This window comes from Candidatus Falkowbacteria bacterium, assembly GCA_018674305.1.
In the GTDB taxonomy this organism is placed as follows: Bacteria; Patescibacteriota; Patescibacteriia; order UBA11705; family JABHMO01; genus JABMRF01.
The window spans coordinates 44548-71420 of sequence record JABHAL010000010.1 but is presented as its reverse complement, the minus strand read 5'-3'; the positions used below and the strand labels follow the sequence as shown (position 1 = coordinate 71420).

Annotated in this window: 30 protein-coding genes; 27 read left to right on the top strand and 3 right to left on the bottom strand. The window is 37.5% G+C overall.

Features of this window, described 5'->3' with window-relative positions:
• The first annotated feature begins 6 nt into the window (after window positions 1-6).
• From HN643_04180 to HN643_04165, 4 genes are all read left to right on the top strand, one after another.
• Window positions 7-807, top strand: coding sequence for a hypothetical protein (locus HN643_04180; GenBank protein ID MBT7500839.1), 801 nt, complete (start codon window positions 7-9; stop codon window positions 805-807).
• Between the two features lie 78 nt (window positions 808-885).
• Window positions 886-1764 (top strand): EamA family transporter, encoded by an 879-nt coding sequence (locus tag HN643_04175; protein ID MBT7500838.1) that lies wholly within the window; start codon window positions 886-888, stop codon window positions 1762-1764.
• A 310-nt stretch (window positions 1765-2074) separates the two neighbouring features.
• Window positions 2075-4114: an NAD-dependent DNA ligase LigA gene (gene ligA / locus HN643_04170; GenBank protein MBT7500837.1), complete on the top strand. Its 2040-nt coding sequence runs from the start codon at window positions 2075-2077 to the stop codon at window positions 4112-4114.
• A gap of 223 nt (window positions 4115-4337) precedes the next feature.
• Window positions 4338-4997, top strand: coding sequence for a class I SAM-dependent methyltransferase (locus HN643_04165; GenBank protein MBT7500836.1), 660 nt, complete (start codon window positions 4338-4340; stop codon window positions 4995-4997).
• Window positions 4998-5035: 38 nt separating this feature from the next.
• Here the strand turns inward: HN643_04165 and HN643_04160 are convergent, their stop codons facing one another.
• The gene (locus HN643_04160) at window positions 5036-5524 is read right to left on the bottom strand and encodes a hypothetical protein (GenBank protein ID MBT7500835.1); all 489 of its coding nucleotides are present in this window, start codon (window positions 5522-5524) and stop codon (window positions 5036-5038) included.
• A gap of 127 nt (window positions 5525-5651) precedes the next feature.
• On the opposite strand from HN643_04160, the gene HN643_04155 reads away from it, so the two are divergent.
• The 20 genes from HN643_04155 to HN643_04060 all read left to right on the top strand — a co-directional run bounded on the left by HN643_04155 (window position 5652) and on the right by HN643_04060 (window position 18943).
• Entirely contained in the window at window positions 5652-5891 is a 240-nt protein-coding gene (locus tag HN643_04155; protein MBT7500834.1) for a hypothetical protein, read from the top strand.
• Entirely contained in the window at window positions 5888-6052 is a 165-nt protein-coding gene (locus tag HN643_04150) for a hypothetical protein (GenBank protein ID MBT7500833.1), read from the top strand. Before HN643_04155 ends, HN643_04150 begins: the two co-directional genes overlap by 4 nt.
• A 78-nt stretch (window positions 6053-6130) precedes the next feature.
• Window positions 6131-6427 (top strand): Asp-tRNA(Asn)/Glu-tRNA(Gln) amidotransferase subunit GatC, encoded by a 297-nt coding sequence (gatC, locus tag HN643_04145; protein MBT7500832.1) that lies wholly within the window; start codon window positions 6131-6133, stop codon window positions 6425-6427.
• Between the two features lie 20 nt (window positions 6428-6447).
• Window positions 6448-7872: an Asp-tRNA(Asn)/Glu-tRNA(Gln) amidotransferase subunit GatA gene (gatA, locus tag HN643_04140; protein MBT7500831.1), complete on the top strand. Its 1425-nt coding sequence runs from the start codon at window positions 6448-6450 to the stop codon at window positions 7870-7872.
• Between the two features lie 51 nt (window positions 7873-7923).
• Entirely contained in the window at window positions 7924-8367 is a 444-nt protein-coding gene (locus HN643_04135; protein MBT7500830.1) for a hypothetical protein, read from the top strand.
• 1 nt (window position 8368) lies between these two features.
• Window positions 8369-9553, top strand: a complete 1185-nt coding sequence (locus tag HN643_04130) for a hypothetical protein (protein ID MBT7500829.1) — start codon at window positions 8369-8371, stop codon at window positions 9551-9553.
• A gap of 2 nt (window positions 9554-9555) precedes the next feature.
• Window positions 9556-10116 (top strand): hypothetical protein, encoded by a 561-nt coding sequence (locus tag HN643_04125; protein MBT7500828.1) that lies wholly within the window; start codon window positions 9556-9558, stop codon window positions 10114-10116.
• Between the two features lie 57 nt (window positions 10117-10173).
• Complete coding sequence (locus HN643_04120) at window positions 10174-10524, top strand: phage holin family protein (GenBank protein ID MBT7500827.1); 351 nt, start codon at window positions 10174-10176, stop codon at window positions 10522-10524.
• Window positions 10525-10600: 76 nt separating this feature from the next.
• Window positions 10601-10891: a hypothetical protein gene (locus HN643_04115; protein ID MBT7500826.1), complete on the top strand. Its 291-nt coding sequence runs from the start codon at window positions 10601-10603 to the stop codon at window positions 10889-10891.
• Window positions 10892-10914: 23 nt separating this feature from the next.
• Window positions 10915-11307 (top strand): four helix bundle protein, encoded by a 393-nt coding sequence (locus tag HN643_04110; protein MBT7500825.1) that lies wholly within the window; start codon window positions 10915-10917, stop codon window positions 11305-11307.
• Window positions 11308-11377: 70 nt separating this feature from the next.
• Window positions 11378-11911 carry an epoxyqueuosine reductase QueH gene (locus HN643_04105; GenBank protein MBT7500824.1) on the top strand — a complete coding sequence of 178 codons (534 nt, stop codon included), beginning with the start codon at window positions 11378-11380 and terminating at the stop codon, window positions 11909-11911.
• 145 nt (window positions 11912-12056) lie between these two features.
• A complete protein-coding gene (locus HN643_04100; GenBank protein ID MBT7500823.1) occupies window positions 12057-12464 on the top strand; it encodes a hypothetical protein in 408 nt (135 codons plus the stop codon).
• 183 nt (window positions 12465-12647) lie between these two features.
• On the top strand, window positions 12648-13115 hold the full coding sequence (locus HN643_04095; protein ID MBT7500822.1) for a transposase: 468 nt from the start codon (window positions 12648-12650) through the stop codon (window positions 13113-13115).
• 5 nt (window positions 13116-13120) lie between these two features.
• A complete protein-coding gene (locus HN643_04090) occupies window positions 13121-15085 on the top strand; it encodes a UvrD-helicase domain-containing protein (protein ID MBT7500821.1) in 1965 nt (654 codons plus the stop codon).
• 286 nt (window positions 15086-15371) lie between these two features.
• Window positions 15372-15887 carry a hypothetical protein gene (locus tag HN643_04085; protein MBT7500820.1) on the top strand — a complete coding sequence of 172 codons (516 nt, stop codon included), beginning with the start codon at window positions 15372-15374 and terminating at the stop codon, window positions 15885-15887.
• Between the two features lie 114 nt (window positions 15888-16001).
• Window positions 16002-16439: a hypothetical protein gene (locus HN643_04080; protein ID MBT7500819.1), complete on the top strand. Its 438-nt coding sequence runs from the start codon at window positions 16002-16004 to the stop codon at window positions 16437-16439.
• A gap of 355 nt (window positions 16440-16794) precedes the next feature.
• The gene (locus HN643_04075) at window positions 16795-17202 is read left to right on the top strand and encodes a hypothetical protein (GenBank protein ID MBT7500818.1); all 408 of its coding nucleotides are present in this window, start codon (window positions 16795-16797) and stop codon (window positions 17200-17202) included.
• Window positions 17203-17372: 170 nt separating this feature from the next.
• Window positions 17373-17741 carry a hypothetical protein gene (locus tag HN643_04070; protein MBT7500817.1) on the top strand — a complete coding sequence of 123 codons (369 nt, stop codon included), beginning with the start codon at window positions 17373-17375 and terminating at the stop codon, window positions 17739-17741.
• A 171-nt stretch (window positions 17742-17912) separates the two neighbouring features.
• Window positions 17913-18287 carry a GxxExxY protein gene (locus HN643_04065; protein MBT7500816.1) on the top strand — a complete coding sequence of 125 codons (375 nt, stop codon included), beginning with the start codon at window positions 17913-17915 and terminating at the stop codon, window positions 18285-18287.
• Window positions 18288-18328: 41 nt separating this feature from the next.
• Window positions 18329-18943: a deoxynucleoside kinase gene (locus HN643_04060; GenBank protein ID MBT7500815.1), complete on the top strand. Its 615-nt coding sequence runs from the start codon at window positions 18329-18331 to the stop codon at window positions 18941-18943.
• Window positions 18944-19005: 62 nt separating this feature from the next.
• Here HN643_04060 and HN643_04055 read toward each other — a convergent pair whose 3' ends face one another.
• A complete protein-coding gene (locus HN643_04055; GenBank protein ID MBT7500814.1) occupies window positions 19006-19632 on the bottom strand; it encodes a hypothetical protein in 627 nt (208 codons plus the stop codon).
• 84 nt (window positions 19633-19716) lie between these two features.
• A complete protein-coding gene (locus HN643_04050) occupies window positions 19717-20337 on the bottom strand; it encodes a hypothetical protein (protein ID MBT7500813.1) in 621 nt (206 codons plus the stop codon).
• A 1715-nt stretch (window positions 20338-22052) separates the two neighbouring features.
• Here HN643_04050 and HN643_04045 point away from each other — a divergent pair.
• From HN643_04045 to HN643_04035, 3 genes are all read left to right on the top strand, one after another.
• A complete protein-coding gene (locus HN643_04045) occupies window positions 22053-22439 on the top strand; it encodes a hypothetical protein (GenBank protein ID MBT7500812.1) in 387 nt (128 codons plus the stop codon).
• Window positions 22436-25192: an ATP-dependent Clp protease ATP-binding subunit gene (locus HN643_04040; protein MBT7500811.1), complete on the top strand. Its 2757-nt coding sequence runs from the start codon at window positions 22436-22438 to the stop codon at window positions 25190-25192. Before HN643_04045 ends, HN643_04040 begins: the two co-directional genes overlap by 4 nt.
• Window positions 25193-25748: 556 nt before the next feature.
• Entirely contained in the window at window positions 25749-26870 is a 1122-nt protein-coding gene (locus HN643_04035; protein MBT7500810.1) for an undecaprenyl/decaprenyl-phosphate alpha-N-acetylglucosaminyl 1-phosphate transferase, read from the top strand.
• Window positions 26871-26873 lie beyond the last annotated feature (3 nt).

The following is a 26873-nucleotide window of genomic DNA, read 5'->3' as shown; positions in this document are numbered from 1 at the left end:
TTAAAAATGGAAAAAAAATTTAAATCACAACAAGGAAATGTATTGATCTATTCGCTTTTAACCATTGCGGCAATTTTAAGTTCCACGATCGTGCTTTCCAATCTGGTACGTAGTTCTATTGTTCAGACCGGCTTGATTACCACGGCTCAATCAGCTTTTTATAATGCTGAGAGTGGAATCGAAAAAGCACTATACTCAATTAGAAAACTGGATAGATTACCAATGGCTGGGGATTGTAACGTGGATGATATTGATTGTGATTTGGATGTTGATAGTGAGGCAGTTAAAGAATTAAAATTAGATCTACCAACTAATCAAACAGTGCAGTTTGACCTGTTTACTCCAGAAAAAAATACTCAGACCAGTCAGATTGAATCGGTTTATTTTGATTGGCAAGGATCAACCACTTGGTTGGAGGTTTCCATAATTAAATGGCCGAATAATTTTGTGTTTAAATGGCCAGTCCTGCCACTTGATTGGGAGTTGGAAGATTTAGCAGTTCAAAAATTTCTTTATAGTGGCGGACAACCTTCAAATTCAGCTTTGAATAATTATATTAGCAGTTCTGGTAATTATAGAGTGCGAGTCAAGGCGCTTTATAGTACCGCTGATAATTTAACGATAAAATTATATTCATTGGACAATGCATCAGGCCAATCCAAAGCTTTTCCTAATACTTTAAGTATTGAAGCTTTGGGCAAACAAGGCCAAGCTAGTCATCGATTAATGGTTGATATGCCTCGATATTCGCCAACGCTTGGTTTGTTTGATTATGTTTTGTTTAGTGAGAGTGTGATTAAAAAATGAGTACTGAATAATACTGATTTACTGATGATTTGAGCTATCCTATCAGTACATCAGTAAATATCAGTAATCAATTATAATATGCTTTGGATCATTTTTACTCTAATTGCCATGCTCTTATGGACTGTGGTGAACATCATGGATAAATATATAATTGGGCATGAACTACGAGACCCTATTTTAGTTACTACGGTTTTTGGATTTACAATTTATTTACTGTTCATTTTAGTAGCAGTTCTGAATGGTGGCGTAATTATTCCGGTTTGGATGGTAATTATGGCAATGTTGGCAGGAATTATTTATTCTACGGGCCTGGGTTTTTACTATATGGCCATGAAAAAGGTTGAAGTTTCTCGACTGGCCCCGATGTTATCGACTGAACCGTTGTTGATTTCGGCTATTGCGTTTTTTGTTTTTCAGGAACGCTTAAGTATTATGAACTATATTGGGATTTTACTTATAATCACTGGGGCGGTTTTAATCACTCATCGAAAATCGGAGGCCAAAAGTAAATTATTTAAATTCTATGTTTTTGCTTTTGTTGCAATGATGTTTTTTGCATTGAGAAATATTTTAATTAAGTATGTAAGTTCAGGTATTGATTTTTGGCCAATGTTATTCTGGTTTGGAATTGGTGGAATAGTTGTTCCTTTAGTTTTGTTAGTGGTCCATCATCCTCATATTCGGGAAAAGGCAAAAGTGGGAATTATTCATTTGTGCTTTGTTGCGATTTTATCTGGATTGGCCCTAATCTTTTTCACCAAAGCCATTAGTTTGGGTTCGGTTTCATTGGTTTCAGCTTTAATGGCGACTAAACCAATGTTGGTGTTTTTTGCAGCTACTTTCCTGAGCTTTTTTTATCCTAAAATTATTTTGGAAAGACATAGTAGAAAAGTGTTACTAAAAAAGACCATGGCGATTGGTCTGATTGTGGCGGGTGGGATATTTATTATTTTGTAAAAAAAGGCCCCATCTCTGTGACCTTCAGTTGTTATTCCTAAGAATTAACAACCTACTGTGGTCCGATGGGGCTAAATGAATTTAAGTCCAGGTCATGACGATCTCCATTTGTTGGGGTTTCTTTAATTTCAGTCTTTTAATGAACATTCTTGGCCTGACACCCTAAGGCTTTTGTCGGGCACTCCTGTTACTATAATTAATTTAACTATAGTAACAATTTTCAACGAACAGGTTTCATTATAGCATACATTTTGCGTTTTGTCAAGTATTTCCTTGACCTTTTGGGTAAAATTAGTTAATATATTGATGTATGAAAAAGGCACAATTCAAAATTAGACTAGAAAAATTAAAAGACCAGTTACGAGAAACTGATCATGCTTATTATACTTTGGATGAACCGGTTATGTCGGACGCGGCACGTGATAGTTTAAAAGATGAAATTGAAAAAATCGAAATTCAATTCCCGGATTTAGTTACTTCAGATTCACCAACTCAAAGGATTGGTGGACGAGCTTTAGGTAAATTCAAAAAAGTTCAACATGAAATCAAAAAGTTTTCTTTGGATGATGTTTTTGTGTATGATGAAGTTCGTGAATTTGATGCTCGAGTCAAACGTTTCTTAAAATTAAAAGCTGATGAACAGATTGAATATATTTGTGAATTAAAAATCGATGGTCTGAATATGTCGTTTCATTATGAAAAAGGTGTATTCAAACGAGCGGTAACTCGTGGTGATGGAATTTTCGGCGAAGATGTAACGCATACAGTGAAAACGATTAAAAGTTTACCTCTTAAGCTTCGAGAGCCGGTTGATATTGAGGTCGGTGCTGAAGTTTTTATGCCTACTAAAAGTTTTGAAAGGTTAAACAGCAAGACAAGCGAGACAAGTAAGAATTTTGCCAATCCTAGAAATGCAGCAGCTGGAACGGTTCGTCAGTTGGATCCAAAAGTTGCGGCTGATCGCGATTTGGATATTTTTTGTTGGGCGGTTTATTCTCTAAAGCACAAAAACACAGAAAGCACAGAAAACACAATAATTAAAACACAGTCACAAATGCTTGAGTTAATGCAGAAACTTGGCTTTAAAATTAATCTAGAATATAAAACTTTTCAGGGCATTGAAGCGGCTATTAAATTTTGTGAATCATGGCATGATAAACGAGAGAAATTAAAATATGAGATTGATGGCATTGCCATAAAGGTTAACCGTTTAGATTGGCAAATACGATTGGGCAGAGCCTCCAAGTATGTACGTTGGGCAACAGCTTACAAGTTCCCAGCAGAGGAGGCCACATCTGTGGTTGAAGATATAGTTTGGCAGGTTGGTAGAACTGGAGCTCTAACACCGGTGGCGCATTTAAAACCGGTGCTGGTTGCAGGCTCTACAGTCAGCCGGGCTACTTTGCATAATATTGATGAACTTAATAGGAAAGATGTGCGGATTGGTGATACGGTTATTTTGCGCAAGGCAGGTGATATTATTCCAGAAATAATCAAGCCACTACTAAAACTTCGTTCTGGTAAAGAGAAAAAAGTTAAAGCACCAACTAATTGTCCAATTTGTCACTCTGAAGTGGAACGGAAAGAGGGTGAGGCCGCTATTCGTTGTACAAATTCTAAGTGTTTTGCTCAGGACAAAGAAAGGCTGACTCATTTTGTTTCCAGAAAAGGTTTTGATATTGATGGTTTTGGTACGAAAATTGTTGAGCAGCTAATGAGTGAGGGCATGATTACTTCATTGTCAGATATTTTTGAATTAAAATCTGGAGATTTACAAACGCTGGAGCGGTTCGCGGAGAAGTCTGCTGACAACTTAATTCAGGCGATTGAAAATAGTAAGAGTATTAGTTTAGAAAAATTAATTTTTGCTTTAGGTGTTCGACATATTGGTGAAGAAACTGCCAGTCTTTTAGCGAATGAATTTAGTGCTCGAACAATTGTTGATTTTATCGAAAAAATAAAAAAAGCCAAGCTAGAAAATTTAGCAGAGATTGAGGGCATTGGACAAAAAGTTGCTCAAGCTGTGTATGATTATTTCCATCAAGCGGAAAATTTTCAACAGCTTGAACGTTTACAAGAGTTGGGTGTAGTTATCACCCGACGCGAGACTCCACGGGCTGTGCCCGGTCTGTCCGGTAAGACATTTGTTTTGACCGGCGGCCTGGAAGGATTGTCTCGCGAAGAAGCAAAAACTCTAATTAAGGCCGCCGGCGGAAAAGTTTCATCCTCAGTAAGTTCACGGACAGATTATGTGGTAGCAGGCGAGGATCCAGGATCTAAGTTGAAAAAGGCTCAAGAGCTGAAGATTGATATATTAAACGAGAATAAATTTTTAAAATTAGTCAAATAATAGAATCCTCATATTTAAAGCCAACTCGAGTTGGTGTTTTTGTTTGTTTTATCTAATATACCCCAAAGCGTCACTCCGGACTTGATCCGGAGTCTTAAAAATCTTTATAAGGAGACCTGGGATTCCGGATCAAGTCCGGAATGACTATTGTGAAAATGTCTCTACATTGACAAACTTTGGGAGTTCAATTATAATGAAGTGTCCATTAAAAATGAGGTAACTAATGAAAATTTCACCTTCTAGTCTGGAAGCTCAGGTAATTCAGAGTTTAGTTTCGCCGGCCGGAAAGAAAATTTTACAAGTGGGCTGTTGGTCCGGCCGGGAGATGCAAGCTTTGCTATGTGAGAATACACAGTTAACAGGCATCGAATTACGCCAACGCCGATATCAGGAAATCAAGGATAGATTTCCTCAAGTTGAAATGATCCGAGCTGATTACTTTGATGTTGAATTGGTCGAAAGTTTTGATGCAGTAGTTTTTTCTAGTTGTTTACATCACTTTAAAGGTGGATTAGATCGCAAGATAGAGGCACTACACAAAGCAAGAAGAATGTTGACTGATGAGGGGAAAATCTTAGTGATTGAACCAGCCATGGATAATGTTTTGTGTCAGCTTGCTGAGTTATTTATTTCAGAAAGGCAAGGTATTATTCAAGCTTTTAGTGCAATGCATCGATCTGATTTAGAAATCGTCAGACATCAAAGAGTGGTAGTTGATTATTCGTTTGTTGATTTTGATGATTTGTGTCGAGAGTTTTTCATGGCTGATGGCTATCATGTTCTTAAAGGCCATGTAGTTAGTATTCGAGAATATTTAGAAATTGAGGATGAAAATAAGCCGATTTTTTTCTCTTCAATTACTAATCTCTATATTTTACAATAAAAAAGCTGCTTACGTCGTTACGTAGGCAGCTTTCGTGTTTAATCATTCTTATCTTCAGTGAGTTCCTCACCTTCCAGTCTCTCTTTGAACTGCTTGAGTTTCATCATGGGAATGATCCAGCGTTTATAGGCTGAGCCAAGTCCAAGAACACTAGCGATAACCGCATCTACTTCAAATAGTTCAATCATTAAATCAAGTTTACCGTGATAATGGAACTGTGTTAAAGCTCCAAAGACCACAGTTATAATGAACCAACCCACAACAATGTATTCACTGTAGCGAGTTTCCGTTTTGGTCGGATATAGGGTGTACTTGGCTTTGCGGCTAATCGCATAGGAAACCACAAAGATATAGTAGGCATAGCACCAGTGATCAAAGAATTTTTCATCAAGTTCAAAAAAGTAAACCTGGACAAAGCACAAAATTGTAAGCAATCCCCAGGCTAAAGAACTCAGCCAAAAGCAGTTGTCTAGAAAGTTAACAATGTTATACCTAGTATTTTCATCTTTCTTCTTGTTATAATTCATTTCTCACCTCATAGGTTGAATGTTAATGAACATTACATTATATCTAAATTTATGAGTTTGTCAAGGTATGAGCATTTGACATTTCTTATTAAATCACTATAATACGGTTATTCTAAAGGAGGAAAATATGTTCTTTTTGGACTATCGTTGGGCAGTGAAGTTTCTTGATCAAGGAATTGAACTTTGGCATCGGGCACCTCGAGGTTGGGCAAGTCGTTGGGAGAGTTGTCAGTTAATAGAAAGCTCTGAGCAGTTGAATGTTGTTCTAGATTGCACAGGTCTTACTCTTGGAACTTTGCTGTTAGAGCCTGAAAATAACTTAGTTATGTTGCAAATAAGCATGTTCTTTAGGAGTCAGGAGGCATGAATATTGGGAAAAAGCTCAAAAGTTGTATTGATGAAGCTTTGATTCAAAACTGGCAAGAATTTGTACTTATGGTAGTTGCTGGTTTTTTTGGTGCTGTTTTCTCAGTCTGGATTTTTAAAGGCCTTTTGTGGATTGCTAAAAAGTATTATGGGTTTTATTAATAATAAATCTTTACTTCAAAAGTAAGGATTTTTTTGTTGCATTTTGAGTATAATCTTGGTATAATTTTAAGTGAATTTATGTCTATAGATAAAGAACATATTGAGCACCTAGCCAATTTGGCTCGGTTAGGTATTACTGAAGAAGAAAAAGAGAAATATGCTGAGCAGATTTCTACTATTTTAGATTATTTTGGACAACTCAAGGAATTAAACACAGATAACGTGGAACCACTTACCCACGTTTTTGATTTGAATAATATAACTCGCGAAGATAAAGTTGTTCAGATTTGTGATCCGGAAAAAGTTTTGGCTGAGGCTCCGGAGCTAAGCAAAAAACAGGTCAAGGTGAAAGCAGTCTTTGTTGAGAAGGATTAAAAATTATTAGACTTATTATAATGAAACTCAATACTCTTACAATTGCAGATGCTCACGAAGGACTTAGCAAAAAACAGTTTTCCGCTGTGGAATTGGCTAAATCCTGTTTTGATTCTATTCGAGAGCAAGATAATGATTTGAATGCGTTCATTACCATAACAGAAGATCAAGCGTATACACAGGCTGAGAAAGTTGATAAAAAATTCAAAAAAGACGGCAAGCTTAATGTTCTAGAAGGTGTTCCAGTCGCGATCAAAGATAATATTATGGTTGATGGAGTAAAAGCAACTGCAGGTTCGAAAATTTTATCGACATACATTGCAACATATGATGCGACCGCAATTAGAAAGCTAAAAGATCAAGGCGCGGTTATTATAGGAAAAACTAATTGTGATGAGTTTGCAATGGGCGGTTCCGGAGAAACTTCACATTTCGGGCCAACCAAAAACCCACATAATTTAGAAAAGGTTCCCGGTGGATCGTCTAGTGGTAGTGCAGCTGCTGTGGCAGCCAATGAGGCAATCTATGCTTTGGGTTCGGATACGGGTGGATCTGTTCGACAGCCAGGATCATTGTGCGGAGTTGTTGGATTTAAACCTACTTATGGACGTACTTCTCGTTATGGTCTCATGGCGATGGCTTCTAGTTTTGATCAGATTGGAACTTTGACGAAGACGGTCAAAGACGCTGCTTATGTATACGAAAAAATTGCTGGTTTAGATAAGTTTGATTCAACAACTGTGGATAAACAACCTCTGGTGATTAACAATTTAGAAAAAGATATCAAAGGTTTAAAAATTGGTATCCCAAGTGAATATTTTATCAAGGGTATGGATCCTGAAGTAGAAAAAGTTGTTAAAAAGGCTATTAGTAAATTGTCTAAGCTTGGCGCTGAGTTGGTTGACATCAGTTTACCAAGAACCAAGTACGCCTTAGCTACATATTATGTTTTAATGCCAGCGGAAGTATCTTCTAATTTAGCTCGTTATGACGGAGTGCGTTATGGTTATCGAGCTGAGGCAGGGAATTTATTAGAAATGTATTTGGAAAGTCGACGAAAGGGTTTTGGAGAAGAAGCGCGTCGACGGATTATGTTAGGAACTTATGTTTTGTCTTCGGGTTATTATGATGCTTATTATAAAAAAGCTCAGCAGGTTCGACGTTTAATAAAAGAAGATTTTGATCAAGCTTTTGAAATGGTTGATTGTATTGTTACTCCAACTTCACCGACAGTAGCTTTTAATATTGGTGAAAAATTTGACGATCCGCTGACTATGTATTTGTCCGATGTTTTTACGGTTTCTGCTAATGTTGCTGGGTTGCCTGGAATTTCAATTCCTTGTGGCCAAGTAAAAAAGTTGCCGGTTGGCTTACAGTTTTTGGGCAAGCATTTTGATGAGCAAACCTTATTAAATGTTGCGCACCAAGTTGAGCAAATTATTTAATAAACTATAATCATTAAACAGTCACAGAAGATACTACAGACTACATGCTATATGAGTATTGCTTGGGAATTCACAGTGATTGATTATACTGTTCTTGTCGGAATTGTGATAATTTTAGTGTTAGCTTTGGTAGTCGGAATGTTTGCTCGAAAGAATAGGTTACCAAGTGAAATAGATCGTAAGTTTTTCCGAGAGCGTTGGAGAAAGATACAAGAATTGATGGGTTATGGCAAAGAGATGAATTATAAACTGGCAGTAATTGAAGCTGATAAATTGTTGGACGAGGCGTTAAAAGTAATGTTTTTTACTGGAGCTACCATGGCAGAAAGATTAAAATTAGCTTCCTATAAATTTCCAAGATTAAAAAAAGTATGGTGGGCACACAAAGTCCGAAATCAGATTGTGCATAATGTCCGCTACGACTTGAAGCATGGAGAGGCACGTAAGGTTTTAAAATTATTCAAAGATGCTCTAAGTGAGCTTAAAGTTATTTAGTATGCGAAAATTATTCATTTTCTTTACAATTGTTTTTTTGACTTGTCCTTTGTTTGGGATACATGCCGCTGATCATGATGTTGATTTAGGTCTTAATGCCAATGAGATTAGGTTTTCTAAAAACACCAATAATCTTTTAGTTGGTGAAGATCTTAGGGTATATGCCTCTGTTTATAATAATGGTAATCAAGATGCTTTGGGGTATATTGCTTTTTATATCAATAATGAATCACAAATGATTGGTAGCGCAGAAGTTTCAGTTTTGGCTGATGGATATTATGATGAGGTGTATGTTGATTTTACTGTTCCTAAAAATGATTTTCGTGTAATGGTAACCTTGTTGTCGATAATTCCTAATGATGACAATTTAACTAACAATTCAATAATTACTCAAAAGTTCATAGTTCAAGGTGATAATGATCAGGATGGAATTGGGGACGATTTAGATACTGATGATGATAATGATTCTTTGCTTGATGGTCAGGAAGAGCAACTTGGAACTGACAAGGACAATAGAGATACTGACGGTGATGGTGTGCTTGATGCAGATGATCTTTATCCGCTGGATCCTAATAAATACAAAGATGAACCTGAGCCGGTGATACCAGAGCCCGAGCCAGAGCCTGTAGTTGAAGTTACTCCAGTACCTGCTCCAGCTCCAGAACCTGAACCCAAGAAGCCAAGTCTGATTAGCCAAATTTTTACCCCCAAGGATCCGGAGCCAGAAAAGGCAGAATTAGTTGAAGAATTTTATAATTCTCCAGTTGTGGAATTGTTACAAGAAGTGAAAATTAATGTTCAGCAGATAAATTGGAACACGTTTAAGTTTGATTTTTCGACAAATATCCAAGATCTAAGTACTGATAATTTGGAATATCATTGGCTTTACGGTGATGGTAGTGATGCTAATGTTAATGATGATCACAGATTTCGTGGAACGGGTGATTATTTTGTAACCTTGAAAGTCAAGGGGCCGTTTGAAAATTATATTTATGATAACGTTACTGTGGTAGTAGCTTTTTGGTCCGTATATAATTATTGGTTATGGTTAATTGTTTTAGTGTTCATTGCTTTAATCTTTCTGTATTCTTATGAGTTCAGACACAATGCACCGAAAAAAAGCGATAAAAAAAATGGAAAATTAAAACGTGAACCAAAAAAACCTAAGAAGTTAAGGAGGGAATAAAAATGACAAAAAAAATTGTTGTAATTGTAATATTGTTTATTTTTAGTTTTAATGTTGGGTTGGCCCAGCAAACTTTTGTTCAGCCACTTCAAGAGGCTTACATTAAATATTCTCAATTGAGTTGGCAAACTTATGAATTTTATGTTGTGTCTACTCTGCCTGATCATGAGGGATTAAATTACGAATGGACGATCGATAACAAGGATATTTATTTGTCTGAGAAGGTTCGTTATTTTTTTGATAAAGGTGAACATGTCATTAAGCTAAAAGTTGAGGATCAATACGGAAATGTTCGTTATGATACTGTTCGCTTGAATATTCAGTTTTGGTCTTTGAAGAACAACTGGTTTTGGTGGGTGCTTTACACAATAATAATTTTAATAATAGTATATTATTGGATTGCTAAGCTTGTTTATTTATTTAATCGTCGCAAAGTTAGCAGAGAAGCTCGTTATTTCCTGGACTTACTTGATGAGCACGGTTGGGTTGAGCGACTAGTGAAAGATTATATTAAAACAAAAATTGTAAAAAAGCAAAAAAGCAAAAAAGCAAAAAAGCAATAATTATGGACGTATTTTATAATTGTTTTCTTGATTTCTTGTTTTCTTGATTTATTTAATATGTACATGATTCTTCGTTGGCTTATAAACGCAGTTGGTTTATTGGCCATAGGTTATTTTATCCCGGGAATTGAAGTGGCCAGCCTTTATTACGCCATGATATTAGTGGTGGTAATTGGTTTGGTTAATTTTGTTCCGGGGATGATATTAAAGTTGATAACTTTTCCAATTAACATTATCACTTTGGGTTTATCCAATTTGGTGATTAATGCTTTAGTCTTTTGGTTTGTAGCAACCTTTATCCAAGGCTTTGATATAACTATTTGGTGGGCCGGCTTTTTGGGTGCAGCAATTTATACAATTGTAACTACCCTTAGCGCTTGGCTTTATAAGGAAAGCTATCTGCATTAAAGGTTTAGGATTCAAGGTTCAAGAGTTAGGGAAGCTTTAAGGTTTTAGGGTTCAGGAATAAGAATTAAATATAATTATGGATCTGGAAAAGGAAATAATCCAAATCAAAAAACGTAACCGCCGAGTTGAAGCTGACAAGGCATGGGAAACCAGTTGGTTTCGGAAAATTGTGATTGCGATTTTAACCTATGTTGTTATAGTTGTGTTTTTTTATTTTGCCGGCTTACCAAAACCGTTTATGAATTCAATTGTGCCGGCGTTGGCTTTTATCTTATCAACTTTGACGTTGCAGATCTTTAAGCAGGTTTGGATTAAGAGCAAAGAGCAAGGGGTAAAGGGCAAAGAAAGAGCCAAGAGTAAAGAATAAAGCTTAAAGTGAACGTGGGACATATGGAACAGAATAATTTTTCAGCAAAAAATCAATTATATGACCGTTGTTTAAAGTTTGGTCAGGATTGTAGGTCGTTAGTTAGACAATTACAAAAAACAACGGCCAATATTGAAGATGGAAAACAATTGGTTAGGTCCTCGGGTTCAGTTGGCGCAAATTATATTGAAGGTTGGGAATCAGTAAGTCCAAAAGATGAATTACATAGATTAAAAATATGTCGGAAAGAAGCAAAAGAAAGTCGTCACTGGCTGAGTCTTTTGTATGTAATTGAGGATGATAAAAAAATAGAAGCAGAAAGACAAAGGTTGGCACAAGAGGCTTTGGAGTTAACTAAAATCCTAGGTTCAATAATTCATGGAAAGGAAGGAACTAGAATCAAGAAAAAAGATTAGTGTAATTCTTTATTCTTTTATCTTTATGCTTTAATCCTTCTTTGACCTTTGCCCCTTGATCCTTGATCTTATGAAAATATTACTCCATTCTTGCTGTGCTCCGTGCGGCGGGCAAGTTATTAATGAATTGCAAAAAGAGGGACATGAGGTCTCTGTTTATTTTTATAATCCAAATATTTTTCCAGAAGAGGAATATAAACTACGTTTAGATGAGGTTAAGCGTTACACTGAAAAATTGGGGATTAAATTAATTGAAGGAAAATACGTACATGATGAATGGTTAGAGTTAATTAAAGGTTTGGAAAATGAACCAGAAAAGGGTGAGCGCTGTCGCAAATGTTTTATGCATCGACTTGGTGAGGTGGCGCAACGAGCGATGGAGGATGGCTTTGACGCGTTTGCTTCAACTTTAACTATTAGTCCACATAAACCCGCGGAAATGATAAATCAGATCGGCCAGGAGTTCGCAGAGTTTTATAATCTAAAATTCATTGATACGATTTGGCGTAAGAACGAAGGCTTCAAAAAATCTTGTGAATTAAGTTCGCAAGAAGATTTCCACAGGCAGGACTATTGTGGTTGTGAATTTAGTCAGCGCGGATAGAACGGATTACACGTGGATAAAGCGGATATAATCTTGCCGATGGTGGGATTTTTTTATTTTACAATGCTTGATACTCTTTGTTTATATATTGACAAAATTCAACTTCTTTGTTAATCTCTATTATTGGAAGGCAAAGGAGGCCCCCATGAAAGAAACAAAGAGGGTTTTGTTTTTTACAACTAGTGAAATGGCACCAGACGATAGTTTTTTTCAGGCGATAACAACATTGTTTGGGTTTTTTACAAGAGATGGTATAGAATTTGAAAATGATTTTTTGTGGCCACTGCCAACTGATGAAGCCGCGATTCAACATTTTAGGGGAAAAAAGTTTGACTTGATTTTTCTGTGTTTGCGCCCGATGACTCCTGGGTTTTCAAGGCGTGTTTATGATCTTTTGACTGAAGAACAACGGCAGGTCTTGATTTGTATCGGACATTCAGTTACTGATGATACTCGGAAGTTGTTTGATGGACGGTTGTTTGAGCATACTGTTTTCGGAGAAGTAAATATCGATACTTATGTGAGTGCCATTGCCACTAAGCTTGGTACTTAGGTTGTTGAATATTATAAGGGTCTACATTAGGCCCTTTTTTTGTTTTGGCTATTTTTGTGGTAAAATAATACCAATATGAGTGAGGAATTATATAAAAACAGGTATAGAATTAAATCAACACGTTTGCCGTATTGGAATTATTCGTCTGATGGATTCTATTATGTTACGATGTGTACATCTTATATGATTGAGTGGCTAGGGAAAGTTAGGAATGAAAAGATGTTTCTAAATGACTTTGGTGAAATTGTTGAGCAATGTTGGCAAGATGCGTTTCGGCATTATCCACAATGTGAAATAGATAAATATATAATTATGCCCAATCATTTTCATGGGATAATTAGAATTGTTAATGGCGACGACCGTGATGTAGAGACAATTCATGAATTGTCTCTACGAATGTATGCAGACGACACAACGTGTCGTCGAATGATTCGTCGCCATATGTTATTGCCCAAAATGATTGGACGATTTAAAATGCAGTCAGCTAAACAAATTAATAAAATAAGGGGGACAGTTGGTGAAAGGTTTTGGCAGGGGAGATTTTACGATCGGATAATTCGAAGTCAGGAGGAATTAGAGCAAGTTCGTTGGTATATTCGTTGCAATCCCCAAAAATGGCAACGTGACAGGAATAATCTTGTAATCTCGTAATCCAAATGATTGAGTATAAAAAACTACTAAATAAAGAACAATATCAAGTCGTTACCGAATCGGACGGCCCTTGTTTGGTTTTGGCGGGCGCCGGGTCAGGAAAAACACGCACTTTAGTTTTTCGTGTGGCTTATTTAGTAGAATGTGGGATAAAACCTGAAAGTATATTGTTGGTTACGTTTACCAATAGAGCGGCCAATGAAATGTTAGCCAGAGTAGAAAATTTGTTAGGATTTAACCCTGATCATTTGTGGGGCGGTACATTTCATCGTATTGCCAATAGAGTTCTTCGTAAATACGCTGACAAGCTAGATTATAATCGAAACTTCAATATTTTAGATCAAGCTGATTCAATCAGTTTGGTTAAGGCCGCGATGGAAGAATTGGCGTTGAATGTTAAAGGGCAGAATTTTCCTAAGGCCAGTATTGTTCAAGGTATGATTAGTTATTCCCGAAACACCAATCAAGATATTCGTGAGGTGGTTGAAGTGTATTATTCTTACCCTGATTTTATTGCGGAAAAATGTGAAGAGATTGCTTTTATTTATAATAAAAAGAAAAAAGTTGCCAACGTGATGGACTTTGATGACCTTTTAGTGAATTGGTTGAGACTGTTAGAGCAATTCCCAGATATCAAAGAAAGATTTGCCAAGCAGTTTGAATACATTTTGGTTGACGAATATCAAGATACAAATTACATCCAAGCGGAAATTATTCGACATTTGTCGTCATTTCATAATAATGTACTGGTAGTTGGTGATGATTCACAAAGTATTTATTCATTTCGCGCTGCTGATGTAAAGAACATATTAAATTTTCCTAAACTGTTTGCAAAAACCAAAATTTACAAAATTGAAACTAATTATCGTAGTACTCCTCAAATATTAGATTTAGCAAATAATAGTATTGAGCATAACGTGGATCAATTTCAAAAAGCATTAAAACCAAACCGAGGAGATAATATTTTACCAACTTTGATTGCCGCACGTGATCAGCAACAACAGGCTAGTTTGATTATCAAAAGAATAATGCAACTGTATCGTGATGGTGTTAATTATGAATCAATGGCAGTTTTGTATCGCGCAACTTTTCAATCAGCGGAAATTCAACTGGAACTATCAAAACAAAATATTCCTTACGTTGTACGCGGTGGTATGCGCTATTTTGAGCAAGCTCACGTCAAAGACGTTGTGGCCTATTTAAAAGTTTTAACTAACTATCAGGATGAGGTCTCCTGGAAACGAATTTTATTAATGTATGAAGGCATTGGAATGAAAAGAGCTGAAGTTATTTGGAAAAAAATTCAGGAATTCGGTGAGCTGAGCGAATTAATCGATGGAAATTTAAAGTTAACGGGTAAAGCTGCAATTAGCTGGGGAAGGATTTCTTCAACTTTTAGTTTTCTGAAAGATTTAGATAAAAATCAAAAAGGTTATATTGCCGAGGCAGTGGAATATGTTTTAGCGCATGGTTATGAAGAGTATTTGAAAAATGCTTATGAGAATTATCGTGACCGCCTGGATGACTTAGGTCAATTGGTTAACTTTGTGGCAATGTATAATGATTTGGATAAACTTTTAACTGACGTGATGCTTAGTGAGTCGTTTGCTGATGAGCATGAACATGACAAGAACGCAGTGATTTTGTCCACAATTCATCAAGCCAAAGGCTTGGAGTGGGCAGTAGTTTTTATAATCGGATTACGCGATGGTCATTTTCCTCACCATAAATCTATTGACAATCCGCGCGAGTTGGAGGAAGAACGACGTTTGTTTTACGTGGCGGCCACGAGAGCCAAGGATGAATTGAATATGTTGTTCCCGGTTCGTTCGTTTAGTTACAAGTTCGGTGAGGTATTTTCCAAACCGTCTATGTTCATCCGTGAGTTAGATGAATCAAAGTATATGAAGCAAGGACATCAGCCGTATGGGTTTAATGATGAGGGCGAAGATGTTATTTATGTAGATTGACAAATTGATCAATGAATCAAACTCTAAATTCTAAACAAATTATAATATTTAAATTCAAAAGTTATTTTTATATTTTAAGCATTGATATTTTGTGTTTATTTAGGATTTGGTTAATTGTTTCTTTGTTATTAAGCAGGCGTTATTTGCCTGTTTTTTGTTTCAAATAGTATTTCTGTTGTAAATTTAGGTAATAGGGTTGACAGTATTTAATCTTTATGCTATACTCTTATGAAAACTGTGTTGCTGAATAGAAGTATTTTTGTGTCTAAACCTTAAGGAGGTGGAGATGACACGGAATGATGATCGATGGGATGATGTTGGGCGAAAGTACGAAAACACGGCCTACAACCTGGCCAAAGGTGGACCTTGGAGTATGTTCTTCAAGATCCTCGCAGTTGTGATTGTGTTGGGACTCATCGGGACGGTTGTCCGGGTGGTGTGTTATCCCGGCGAGCAGGCTGTGAAGATCATGGAGAAGACTCTGGACGCGGACAACGTGATCCAGAACTACGAGTGGTTCAAGCAGACGAATCAGGATATCCTGTCGCTGGAGTCCAAGATCGTCAATTCTGACGCGGCGCTCAAGCGCTTCAAGGAAGACGCTGGTCCGCGCAAGGATTGGACGTTCGAGGACAAGACCGAGTATTCTCGACTCAACACGATCGTGCTGGGTCTGCAGAATCAACGGCGAGACGTGGTGGCCAAGTACAATGCGCGAACTGAAATGGCCAACCGTGAGCTGTTCAAAACTGATGATCTTCCGGCGACGCATCCGGCAGATTTCACTATCCCCGGCCAGTAGGAGATTGACATGAAGAAGCTTATGACGATTGTTACTCTCTGTGTTCTGGCTATGGGTATGATCAGTTGCGGTAAGGCGCTGGATACTGGCCAGACTACCATCGATGAGATGGAAATGACAGAGAGGAACCAGGAACGGTTACTCAAGTCGACTCCTCCGCCGGAGATGAAAAATTCTCTAGAGCGGGAGAATCTGGTGAAGTATCTCAAGGAGATCAATCGTGAAGATCGAATCTCTTATATTTACTTGATCAGTTATGGCAAGGTGATGGCCTTTCATACGGTGAAGGGCAAGGTTACTTATTGTTCGTCTAAGTTGACTACGCGTGATCAGGTTGTCGAGGTCGGCGATGGATCAACTGGCGCTGGACGAACTCGACATACGATGGAAAGTCCTGGATTGGACGGATCCTATGGTCCGAGTGAAGACGCGATCTTCTTCTGGACTACAGAAGAAGTATTGGTCCAGTGGCGAGGTGATTACATGTGGCTTACTGAGCCACTGCAACTGTCTACGCCACCGGCCATGGTCCGGATGATCGAAGACAAGTAGTAATAACACGACAGAGCCTTGGTTCTCTAACCAGGCTCTGTTTTTTTATCTCAAAGGGGCGACTTTGTGGTAAAATTACAGTCGCTATTGACAAAGTATTTCATATGTGATATTATAGGATGTTTACACTATCTGTTAGTGTATTCATCTTAATAACCTTGAGGAGGTTGCGATGAGGACTGGAAAGACGTTGGTTTTGTTTAGCTTGATTCTGGCGTTTGCCTTTGTTGGCTGCAAGACGGAAAAGCAAACTTATGAGGGCCAGGGTGAGACCCAGAAGGAAGAAGCTAAGATCACGGAAGCGCAGCAGGGTCGTCTGATCAAGTCCACCCCACCGCCCAAGATCGAGAGCTCTTTGGAGCGTGAGAATTTGGCCAAGCGTCTTGTTCGTTTCAATGATCCCAACAAGATCAGTTATATCTACTTGGTCGATTTTGGTAAGGTCATGGCCTTTCATGCAATCAAGGGAAAGGTTTCTAGTGTTAATTCAAAGTTGACTACTGGTGAGCAGATCGTGAAGGATCCTTTTGCTCATCATGAGGGCAGGTCTGGTAAGGTAGTAGAAAGCCCGCAGCTCGATGGTTCATATGGAACTAATGGCGATGCGGTTTTCTTCTTCACCACGGACGATATTTACTTGGAGTGGAACGGTGCATACATGCTGAGCGACCAACCACTTCAGCTGTCTACTCCTCCGGAGATGGTTCGCATTATTGAGGATAATCCCAAGACTGATACGAGCGACGAGGAGGTGTCGAAATGAAGAAAATTATGCTGGCAATTGCGTGTGTTTTCGCGTTCACTGCCTTTGTTGGTTGTGATGATGAGTCCTACGAGGGCCAGGGTGAGACCCAGAAGGCAGAGGCCAATTTCACGGAAGAGCAGCAGGGTCGTCTGATCAAGGCCACGCCGCCGCCCAAGATCGAGAGTTCTTTGGAGCGAGATAACCTGTCAAAGCGGCTTAACCGTTTCAATGATCCGAACAAGATCAGCTACATTTACCTGGTTAGCTATGGTAAGGTGATGGCCTTTCATACTATCAAGGGTAAGGTCTCCAGTGTTAACTCCAAGTTAACTACTGGTGAACAGATTGTCGATGATCCTTTTGCACGTAGACGTGTTGGTGGTAAGGTTGTGGAAAGCCCGCAGCTCGATGGTTCGTACGGAACCAATGGTGACGCGGTTTTCTTCTTTACTACGGATGATGTTTACCTAGAGTGGAGCGGGACGTACATGCTGTGCGATCAGCCACTTCAGCTGGCCACTCCGCCGGCAATGGTACGTGTTATCGAAGATAAATAGTAATAACACAACAGAGCCTTGGTTCTCTAACCAGGCTCTGTTTTTTTATATAGGTACGGATTTTAGATTTGTACGGATGTACGGATTCACAAAAACAGTTAACGGATTTGTGCGCCTGTTCGCGGTAGTTGGGATGTACGGATCTTGAAAAATTTGATAGAATAGACATATATGGAACTCCTTCATAAAGACAAAACAGAAATTATAATTGGAATAATGTTTGATGTTTATAATGAATTAGGATCTGGATACAGAGAAAAATATTATGAAAGAGCAATAATAAAGGATTCTGAAAGTAAAAATATTCCAGTAAGTTCTCAAATTAATTTGCCAGTTAAATATAAAGGTGAAAAAATTGGTAATAGTCGTTTGGATATATTATTTTTTGATTTAATATTGATTGAGTTGAAAGTGGGTAAAAGATTTATTAGAAAAGACTTTGATCAAATAAATGAATACTTAAAACTATTGAAATTAGAGGTTGGTTTGTTAATCTTGTTTTCACCTGAAGGAGTAAAATTTAGAAGAGTAGTTAATATTAATTAAATCCTAATTAATCCGTACACCCGTACAAATCTGTAATCTGTATGAAGAATAAGAAATTCATCGCCATCTCAGGCAACATTGGAATTGGAAAATCAACTCTAACTAAAAAGTTAGCTGGTCATTTTAAGTTGAAGCCATATATAGAACCGGTAACCGAAAATCCGTACCTGGAAGATTTTTACAAAGACATGAAAAAGTGGGCATACCATTCGCAAATGTTTTTCTTGGGCAAGAGATTGCAGGATCATTATGATTTAACTGTGGATAAACATTCAGTAATTCAAGATCGTAGTATTTATGAAAATGCAGAAGTGTTTGCCCGGCATTTATATAATAGAAAACATATTTCCAAACGAGACTGGAAATCGTATCGTCAGATCTATAAAGTTTGCACGAAAATTTTACCCGCACCTGACTTGGTTATTTATCTGCGAGCTTCTGTGGATAGAATAATGCAGAGAATTGAAAAGCGCGGGCGGGATTTTGAGAAAACCATTGACCGTAAATATATTAAAGATTTAAATGATCTGTATGACAACTGGGCTGGCAATTTCAAGTTGGCGCAAGTGATTATTATTAATTATGACGATTTAGATTTTAAAAATAGGGCAATTGATTTTGATAATTTTTTAGAAGTATTAAAAGAATACCTTTAGTAGACATTTAGTATTGAATAATAAAAAAGTCGATTGTTGTGAACAATCGACTTTTTGGTTGTCTAAGCAGGGAAAAGACCGGTTCGTAGATCTATCTTCTCGAGGAAAACAGCTTCTACCGGTCGAGTTTCTCGACCAGCATCTTTGTCTTTGGTGTAACTCCGCTCAAAGGCTTCCATTAGCTTTTCTTGTTTAGCTAGCAGTTCCTGAGATGGATTATCTAATAGAGCAAAGTCAGGGGCAGTTACCCCTAAGCGCTCCATTAGTGTTTGGAGTAAGTCCTCTAGGGCTGGAATCTCTTTGCAAAGCAGTTTGTGTCTGAATGAGGACACAAACTGTGCTAGTGAGAAACTGGTATAGGCAATACCGCACAAAAGCGCTCCCTCGAATAACATGTTGTACATAGAGCCAGCAGTGAAAAATCCAATTGCAAGTGTTAGGTTCCACAAAGCCCATTTGGTAGCAGACTTGTTTGACCAACTTTCTATCTCAAGTTCCATTTTGGCTTGTAAAAATGTTTGGTACAGCGCACTGTTCTTGTTAGCTCTAGTTAACAGCTTTTTAGCTGCAACGGCTAACGTTGAATGGGGCGCGCAGTTACACAACTTAATTGCTCGATCAATATTATTGCTCAGAACCAGCTTTTTTACCTGATGCATGAAGGCAGTAATAGCGATACTTTCTTTCATTATTTCGATTATGGAACCAAGGATCGTTAAACCTGCAAATACACAGAGTATTATACCAATCACAAATAGCATTATTCGTCCTCCCTAAAGCTTGGGTAATAGTTCGGATTGCAATTTTGATTTGAGTTCGTCCACTGGCGAAGGTCTAACCTTCGGGGGAGGCGCCCCAGTTGACATGCGCCTGGCTAGTTCGTCTTCAGTTAGTGGCCTGGCTTGCATAAAAGTTAGGCCTTCGTTGGATTCATCCGTGTTGTAATTAGCCATTCGATATTGCAAGAGGTCCATCAGCCTGAATAGGTATAACTTGTCCTTTTTGGTTTTGACAAGACGAGCGGAAATGAACGCAGAGGTCAGCGATAGCAAAACAAAAGCAATGATGCCTAGAACCGCACCCAACGTCCAGCCTAGAGGTTGCACAACGAAACCCATTACTAGTAGCCCATAAATGAGAATAATAATTGTGATTCGGGTTGGAGATTTTTTTAGGTTTTTCGCCTCGTGATTCAGCTTGAAAGTCGTCTGTAGATAGGCTAGATATAATCTGTGTGGTTGATTAGCGCAAATCAAAACGCTTTTAGTCAGCTGAGTCATGACTGCATTTGGGGCAGCATTACAAAGTTTAATTGCTCGGTCAAGGTTGTTGGCCATGATCAGTTTTTGAATCTGGGCCATAAAGGCTTCAGTGTCTATGTTCCGTACAAACATAAGTGTCCATGTCCAATACAAGAAGATAAGTACACTTAAAACAAAAACACCAATTAGCGTAGCTTCCATCATTCCCTCCTTCTAGTGGTCAATTGTTAATAAACACTTGCTATTATAAATTTATAGCAGATATAAAAGATTAACAATAATATATAATTTTGTCAATGGGGTAAAGTTTTCCTCTAAAATTAAACAAAAAATAGAGTTAAAAGTTATCCACAGTTAGGCACTTGACAGGTTTTGATATACGAGTATAATGTGAATTACCATCAACAAAGTTCATTACAAGTAATTGAGCAAGTAAAGACAAGGGAAACCAAAGAATGCAAGTTCTGAGGTGGAGTCCTGAGACAGGAGAAAAAGTTAACCAAAGAGTAGCAATACTCCAAATTAACTTGGACAACTGACTTAAGGGCACAGCCGTGAAAAGCGCCTTGACACTAACATGCACCACAGATCTCGAGCTTTTACTGTAGTGGTAACCAACCCACTCAGAAAAGGCAATGACAGATTTGGCCTCTATTTAGCAGTCAGGATTTTCTTCGGAAAAACCAACGACTACTATTATAAATGGAGCTAAACAGTAAATTAGCAGTAGACAAAGACAGAAAACCTTTCGAGGCAAGTAAGTTAAACGTCGCTAATTCGCAATCAAAATCGATCAGTGGGCATGCAGAAGATAAGCTATGACGGATCAAAATCAAAGTTAACCGGATTCTGACGTTACTTCGGTAACAGAAGAAAAAAGCTAGCCAAGACTAGATCAAGAGCCAATCTTCAACGCAAGCAACTTGCATCAAAGCAAAAAAATCAAGAAGTATTTTGTGTAAAAACGAAAAACTCCTTGGTAAAACTGCTTTAGCAAGACTACAGAACGACAGAGAAAACGAACTAGTAGTTTACCCCAGTGGACAAAGTGATCCTCCGAAAGGAAGAAAACAAAAATCCAGCAAGTAAACGAAACAGCTAATGTCCAAAGAGCAAAGTATTCTGGAAAGTTAAAAGTAAGAACAAATCAAAAGCTTCGGCTAGCGAAATGTTCCTCACTGACTTCGGTCAGACAATTAACCTTCACGCGATGTCAGCCTAGTGTTGACAAGACAACAGAACACAAGGAATGTTCAGAAGAACTAGAAGAAAAAGCAAAAGTAAGACTTGATAGCGGAAACTCAATGAGCAATCATAGAGTGATAAACTATCTTTAGCCATCCTTCGGGACGGTAAGTCGCCAAACTTGTAATAGTTGGAAACTGACCTCGGTCAGAACAAAACAAAAATCAAGAATTGGTTAAGCCAAGCTTCAAAACTAGCACTTCACAAATGAACAAACCGTGTCTCAAAGACAAACTGTAATGGTAAAATCAAACTTTAATGTACGAGGATGTTGGCCCACAAGTCAATGTTCAACGATGGTAAAGGGACTAATTCGCAATGCGAATTAGTCCTCTTTTTTTGTTACATGATATACAGATCTGTTGGCCTAATGGCCAATGTGTACAAGATCACAAGACTTTAGATTACTGTGAAGAAAAAGGTGAGGAGGAACAACATAGTGACGACGAACCAGGCCCGCCGCAGGCGCCTCCAGTGGGGAGGGAGGGTGGGATGATTGAGCTTTAGTAATAGTTTATATGAGGGTGTGTGCATTACTTATTGTGTGTTAATTGCAGTTTATGGTATAATATTTGAGTAAACAAAGATCAAAAATAAAAAGTATGGTGAAGGAAAACATTTTACTCAAATCTTTTAAATTTATTGTAAAGGATATAGTTTTAGATTTTTTGTATTGGCCTATCTGGTGGTATTCAGCTGGCCTGATTAAGGCCTTTAAACGCATGACGGGTTTTATTTCTCAGGGTAACTCTGAATTAGGTGTAACACTTTGGCTGAAAAATATTTTCGTGCCTATGTTTGGGCAACATGATTGGCAGAGCAGAATCATTAGTTTTTTCATGCGTTTGTTCAATATAATATTTAGAACTTTTGCTCTAATATTCTGGTTAATATTTAGTTTAATTATTTTTATATTTTGGCTGGTCTTGCCAATTTTTTTAGTTATCATGATTTTGTACAACCTTAATGTGTTTGGAAAACTTATATGAGTGAGAAATTAGATAACAATTTTTTAGTTTGCCAAGAGTGCGATGGAGCCGGATATACTGATGGGCTGTTATGTAATACCTGTCGTGGGCTTGGCGTAGTCTATTTTCTTGAAGACAAAGTTTTATATTGGGGACAGTTTTATGATCCTGTAAATAATGCTTACGAAAAAGGAATTCGCAAAGTACGTTTGATTATTAATGCTGTATTAGCGCTTTTTGGTATTTCTGGATTTATAGTTATGGCTTATATTGGTTATCTTGATAACTTTAGTTCATTTTTTACTTTGAAATATTGGTCAACTCCAAGTTTTGAAAAAATGTATTTTTGGTTGACTTTATTAGTAGATCTATATTTATATTATCGATTAGATCAGGAAAGTTCAGCTAAATATAATGTGTTAGCTAAACATTTTCATAAAAAGAGTGAATTTCCTAATCCTTCTTTGGATTGGCAAGAAGTCTGGAAATTAAAAAAGAGTAAGTTGGTTGATATTTCCAAGTCTTTTACAGTTGAATCCAAGAAAGCTCTTCAGGCGAGTTGGGAATTGGCTGGGCACTTTGAACATCATGAAATATTGCGCGTTCATTTATTGGGTGTTTTGTTCCAGTTCAACAAGTCGGCGATTATTTTGGGACGATTGGGAGTTTCATTTGATAAATTAAAAAAGAAAATAAGTAGATATTTATCTAAACATATTATTGCAAGACCGGGTAATCCGATTTTGTCTGAGGAAATGCATCGTTTGCTTATTGTTGCTTATTTAGAAGCGTATGAAGGACATTGGCCAAAAGTTGATTTAGCGGAAATTGTGTTGGCTTTAGCTTCACCAGAAAAAACCGAGGTGGAAAAGGATGATGTCGAAGAATTGTTAATTGATTTTGGATTGAATTATCAACAAGTGAAGAATGTAGTAGCCTGGGTTCGTATTCAGGATCAGTTAAGAAAAAATTGGCAAAGATATCAAGGCAAAGCTCGTTATAAACCTAAGTCAGGTATGGATAGGGCCATGACTGCGATCGCTACACCAATGTTAGATAGATTTAGTGAAGATTTAACTTTACAGGCTAAATACGGACAGTTTTTCCCTTGTATTGGTCGTGAAAAAGAGTTTGAGCAAATGTTTCGTATTATTGAGGGTAGTCGACAAGGCGTATTGTTGGTTGGAAATCAAGGTGTTGGGCGAACTACAATTTTGCAAGGATTGGCCCAAAAAATGGTAGCTGAGGATGTACCCGAAATTTTGCAAGATAAACGTTTAGTTAGTTTAAATATTTCAAGTTTACTGGCTGGTGCTGATGCGGCTGCAGCGGAACAGCGCTTGATGTTGATTATCAATGAGGCAATGAGAGCCAGAAATATCGTTTTAGCAGTGGAGAATTTGCATAATTTACATGGCATTACAGCTGGCGGTGAACAGAGTTTAGATTTGTCTGAAGTATTCGCTCAATTACTTTCTAAGCATTTGTTTCATGTAGTAGCCACTACTACTGGAGATGGTTATCTTGGAGCAGTTGAAAACAAGAGCTTGGATTCAGCCTTTCAGACGGTAAAAGTTGAAGAACTTGAACTTAATGATGCTATTCAAGTTTTGGAAGCCAAAAGTGGACCAATGGAATATCAGAACCATGTTTATTTTTCCTATTCTGCGATTGAGAAAGCTGCAATTTTATCTTCTAGGTACATTCATGATCGTTATTTACCTGAAAAGGCAATTGAAATACTAGAACAGTCTGCTATAAAGGTAAAAAAAGAACGAGGGGAAAATAAGGTTGTGGGTGGTGAGGATGTAGCAGCGGTTATTTCAAATTTAACCAGCATTCCATTAACCCAAGTTACTCAAAAAGAAAGTGAAAAATTATTAAATCTGGAGGATAGAATTCATGAACGCATGATCGATCAGGTAGAGGCGGTAAATATTGTCGCTACCAGTTTGCGGCGCGCGAGAGCTGAGCTTCGGGAAGGAAAGCGCCCAATTGCCAGTATGTTGTTTCTTGGTCCAACTGGTGTGGGTAAAACCGAGTTAGCCAAAACCGTTGCCGAGGTTTATTTTAGTAATGAAAATGCTATGATTCGTACTGACATGTCTGAGTATCAGGAGCGGTCCAGTATTGATCGTTTAATAGGTTCTGGTTCTAACACTGGTATTTTAACTGAGGCAGTTCGCAAAAATCCGTTTGCCTTACTTTTGTTTGATGAAGTTGAAAAAGCACATCCAGATGTTTTAAATTTGTTTTTGCAAGTTTTGGATGATGGAAGATTGACTGATGCTCAGGGGCGTACAATTGACTTTACTAATACAATTATAATAATGACCTCTAATGCAGGGGCTCAATATATTCAGGATGAAATAAATAAAGGCACATCGGTTGAAGAGATTAAAGAAGTCTTAATCAATGAAAAATTAAAAGAACATTATCGACCAGAGTTTCTAAATCGGTTTGATGGTGTTGTTGTGTTTAAACCGCTATCAATGATGGATGTTATTCAGATTGCTAAGTTGATGGTGAATAAAATAACTAAAAGATTAAAAGAAAAGGGCATTGAATTTACTGCTACTGAAGCAGCTATTGCTGAATTGGCTGAAGCAGGTTTTGATCCGAAGTTTGGCGCGCGACCACTGCGTAGAGCAATTCAAGAAAAGATTGATGATTCATTGGCTAAAAAGATTTTAGCTGGCGAAGTTGGTCGACGCGATAAAGTTATCCTTGAAGTTGGAAATACTCTTCGAGTTGAGAAGGGCAAGGAAATTTAGGTAAATTGTTATATTCCTTAATACTATATTTTAAAAGTAAAAGACCCATGCAAGTGAAGCATGAGTCTTTTTTGTTAATTTAGCTAGAGCTGCCCGAGGTTACGGTTTTGCCGCCACCAAGATCAGCTAATACGCAGAGTACCAGAACAATGATTCGCCATGTGCCGAATTCGCCATTGTTCCATACGTAAGCGCACCACAGTGTGGTCCAGGGCATGAAAAGAAAACCTACGATTGGCCAAAAGACACTGTCAAAGGCACTGCCCAAGTAGTCCGTTGCCACGAACAGGATGAACATGATCAACCGAGGACTAATTGAAAGTAGGAAAACAATCAAGAACCACATTGCACACCTCCTTGTTTTTAGTGCAATGTAGTAGTATATTATAGTTTTTGAAAATTGTCAAGTTTAAGGTTGAAATAAATAGTAAAATAGTGTAGAATTGAACTAGCAAGACTAGCTAGACAAGCGAGACCAACGAGACAAGTTACTGTCTTGTTAGTTTTACTTGTTTTACTTGTTTTACTTGTCTTGCTCTTCTTGCTAGTTTTACTTATGAACAGCTACGATTACATTTTCGCTCTAATGCTTTCTTTTTTTGCTTGTCTGATTTTGACACCAGTTGTTATTTGGATTGCTAAAAGGTCCAAGGCAATTGATAGGCCAGATGGTCAAAGAAAGATTCACAAAAAACCAACCCCGCTATTCGGTGGATTGGCTATTTTTTTAAGTATAAATTTAGTAATACTTATTTATTCAATCATCACCAAGGATTTAATTGGTGATACTATAATTTTGAAAAACCTTTTGGGTATATTCATTGGTAGTTTATTTTTGGCAGTCGGTGGTATTCTTGATGATAAGTTTGATCTGAAACCAAAATGGCAAATCATTTGGCCGGTATTCGCAATTTTAAGTGTAATTATTTGCGGTATTGGCATTGAATTTATTTCCAATCCGATTGGTGAAGGACTTTTTGAATTGAATAAATACAGTTTTAATTTATTTTGGTATGAAGGATTTCCGTACAAAGTAACTTTATTTGCGGACTTGTTTACCTTTGCTTGGCTAATCGCTATGATGTATACAACTAAACTTTTGGATGGTCTTGATGGTTTAGTTTCTGGTATAGCAATAATCGCTTCAGTTTTTATATTTTTGACCGCATTAAATAAGGGCGATATTATTCAATATGATGTTGCTCTCCTGGCGGTGATAATAGCCGGGGTGTTTGCTGGATTTTTGGTATTTAATTTTAATCCTGCTAATATATTTTTAGGTGAGGGTGGTAGTACGATGGCCGGTTTTTTATTAGGTAGTTTGTCTATAATTAGTGGTAGTAAAGTTGGAATAACTTTAATGTTACTTTCAATTCCAGTACTGGACTTCATTTGGACTTTGATTCGTCGGAGAATGGAAAATAAGCCATTATTTTCTGCTGACCGTAAGCATCTGCATCATCGTTTGTTGGATGCCGGGCTAAGTGTTAAACAGGCTGTGTATTTTTTGTATTTAATTGCTATACTTTTTGGTCTAATTGCATATTCCTTTCAGGATAAAGGTTTAAGTTTTATGGCAGCAGTTGTTTTGGTTGTGGTGGTATTTATGCTAATTTTAGCCTATGTTTATACAAAGAAAAAAAGGCGCGATCGTCTATTGACTGGAGAAATAAAATAGTGT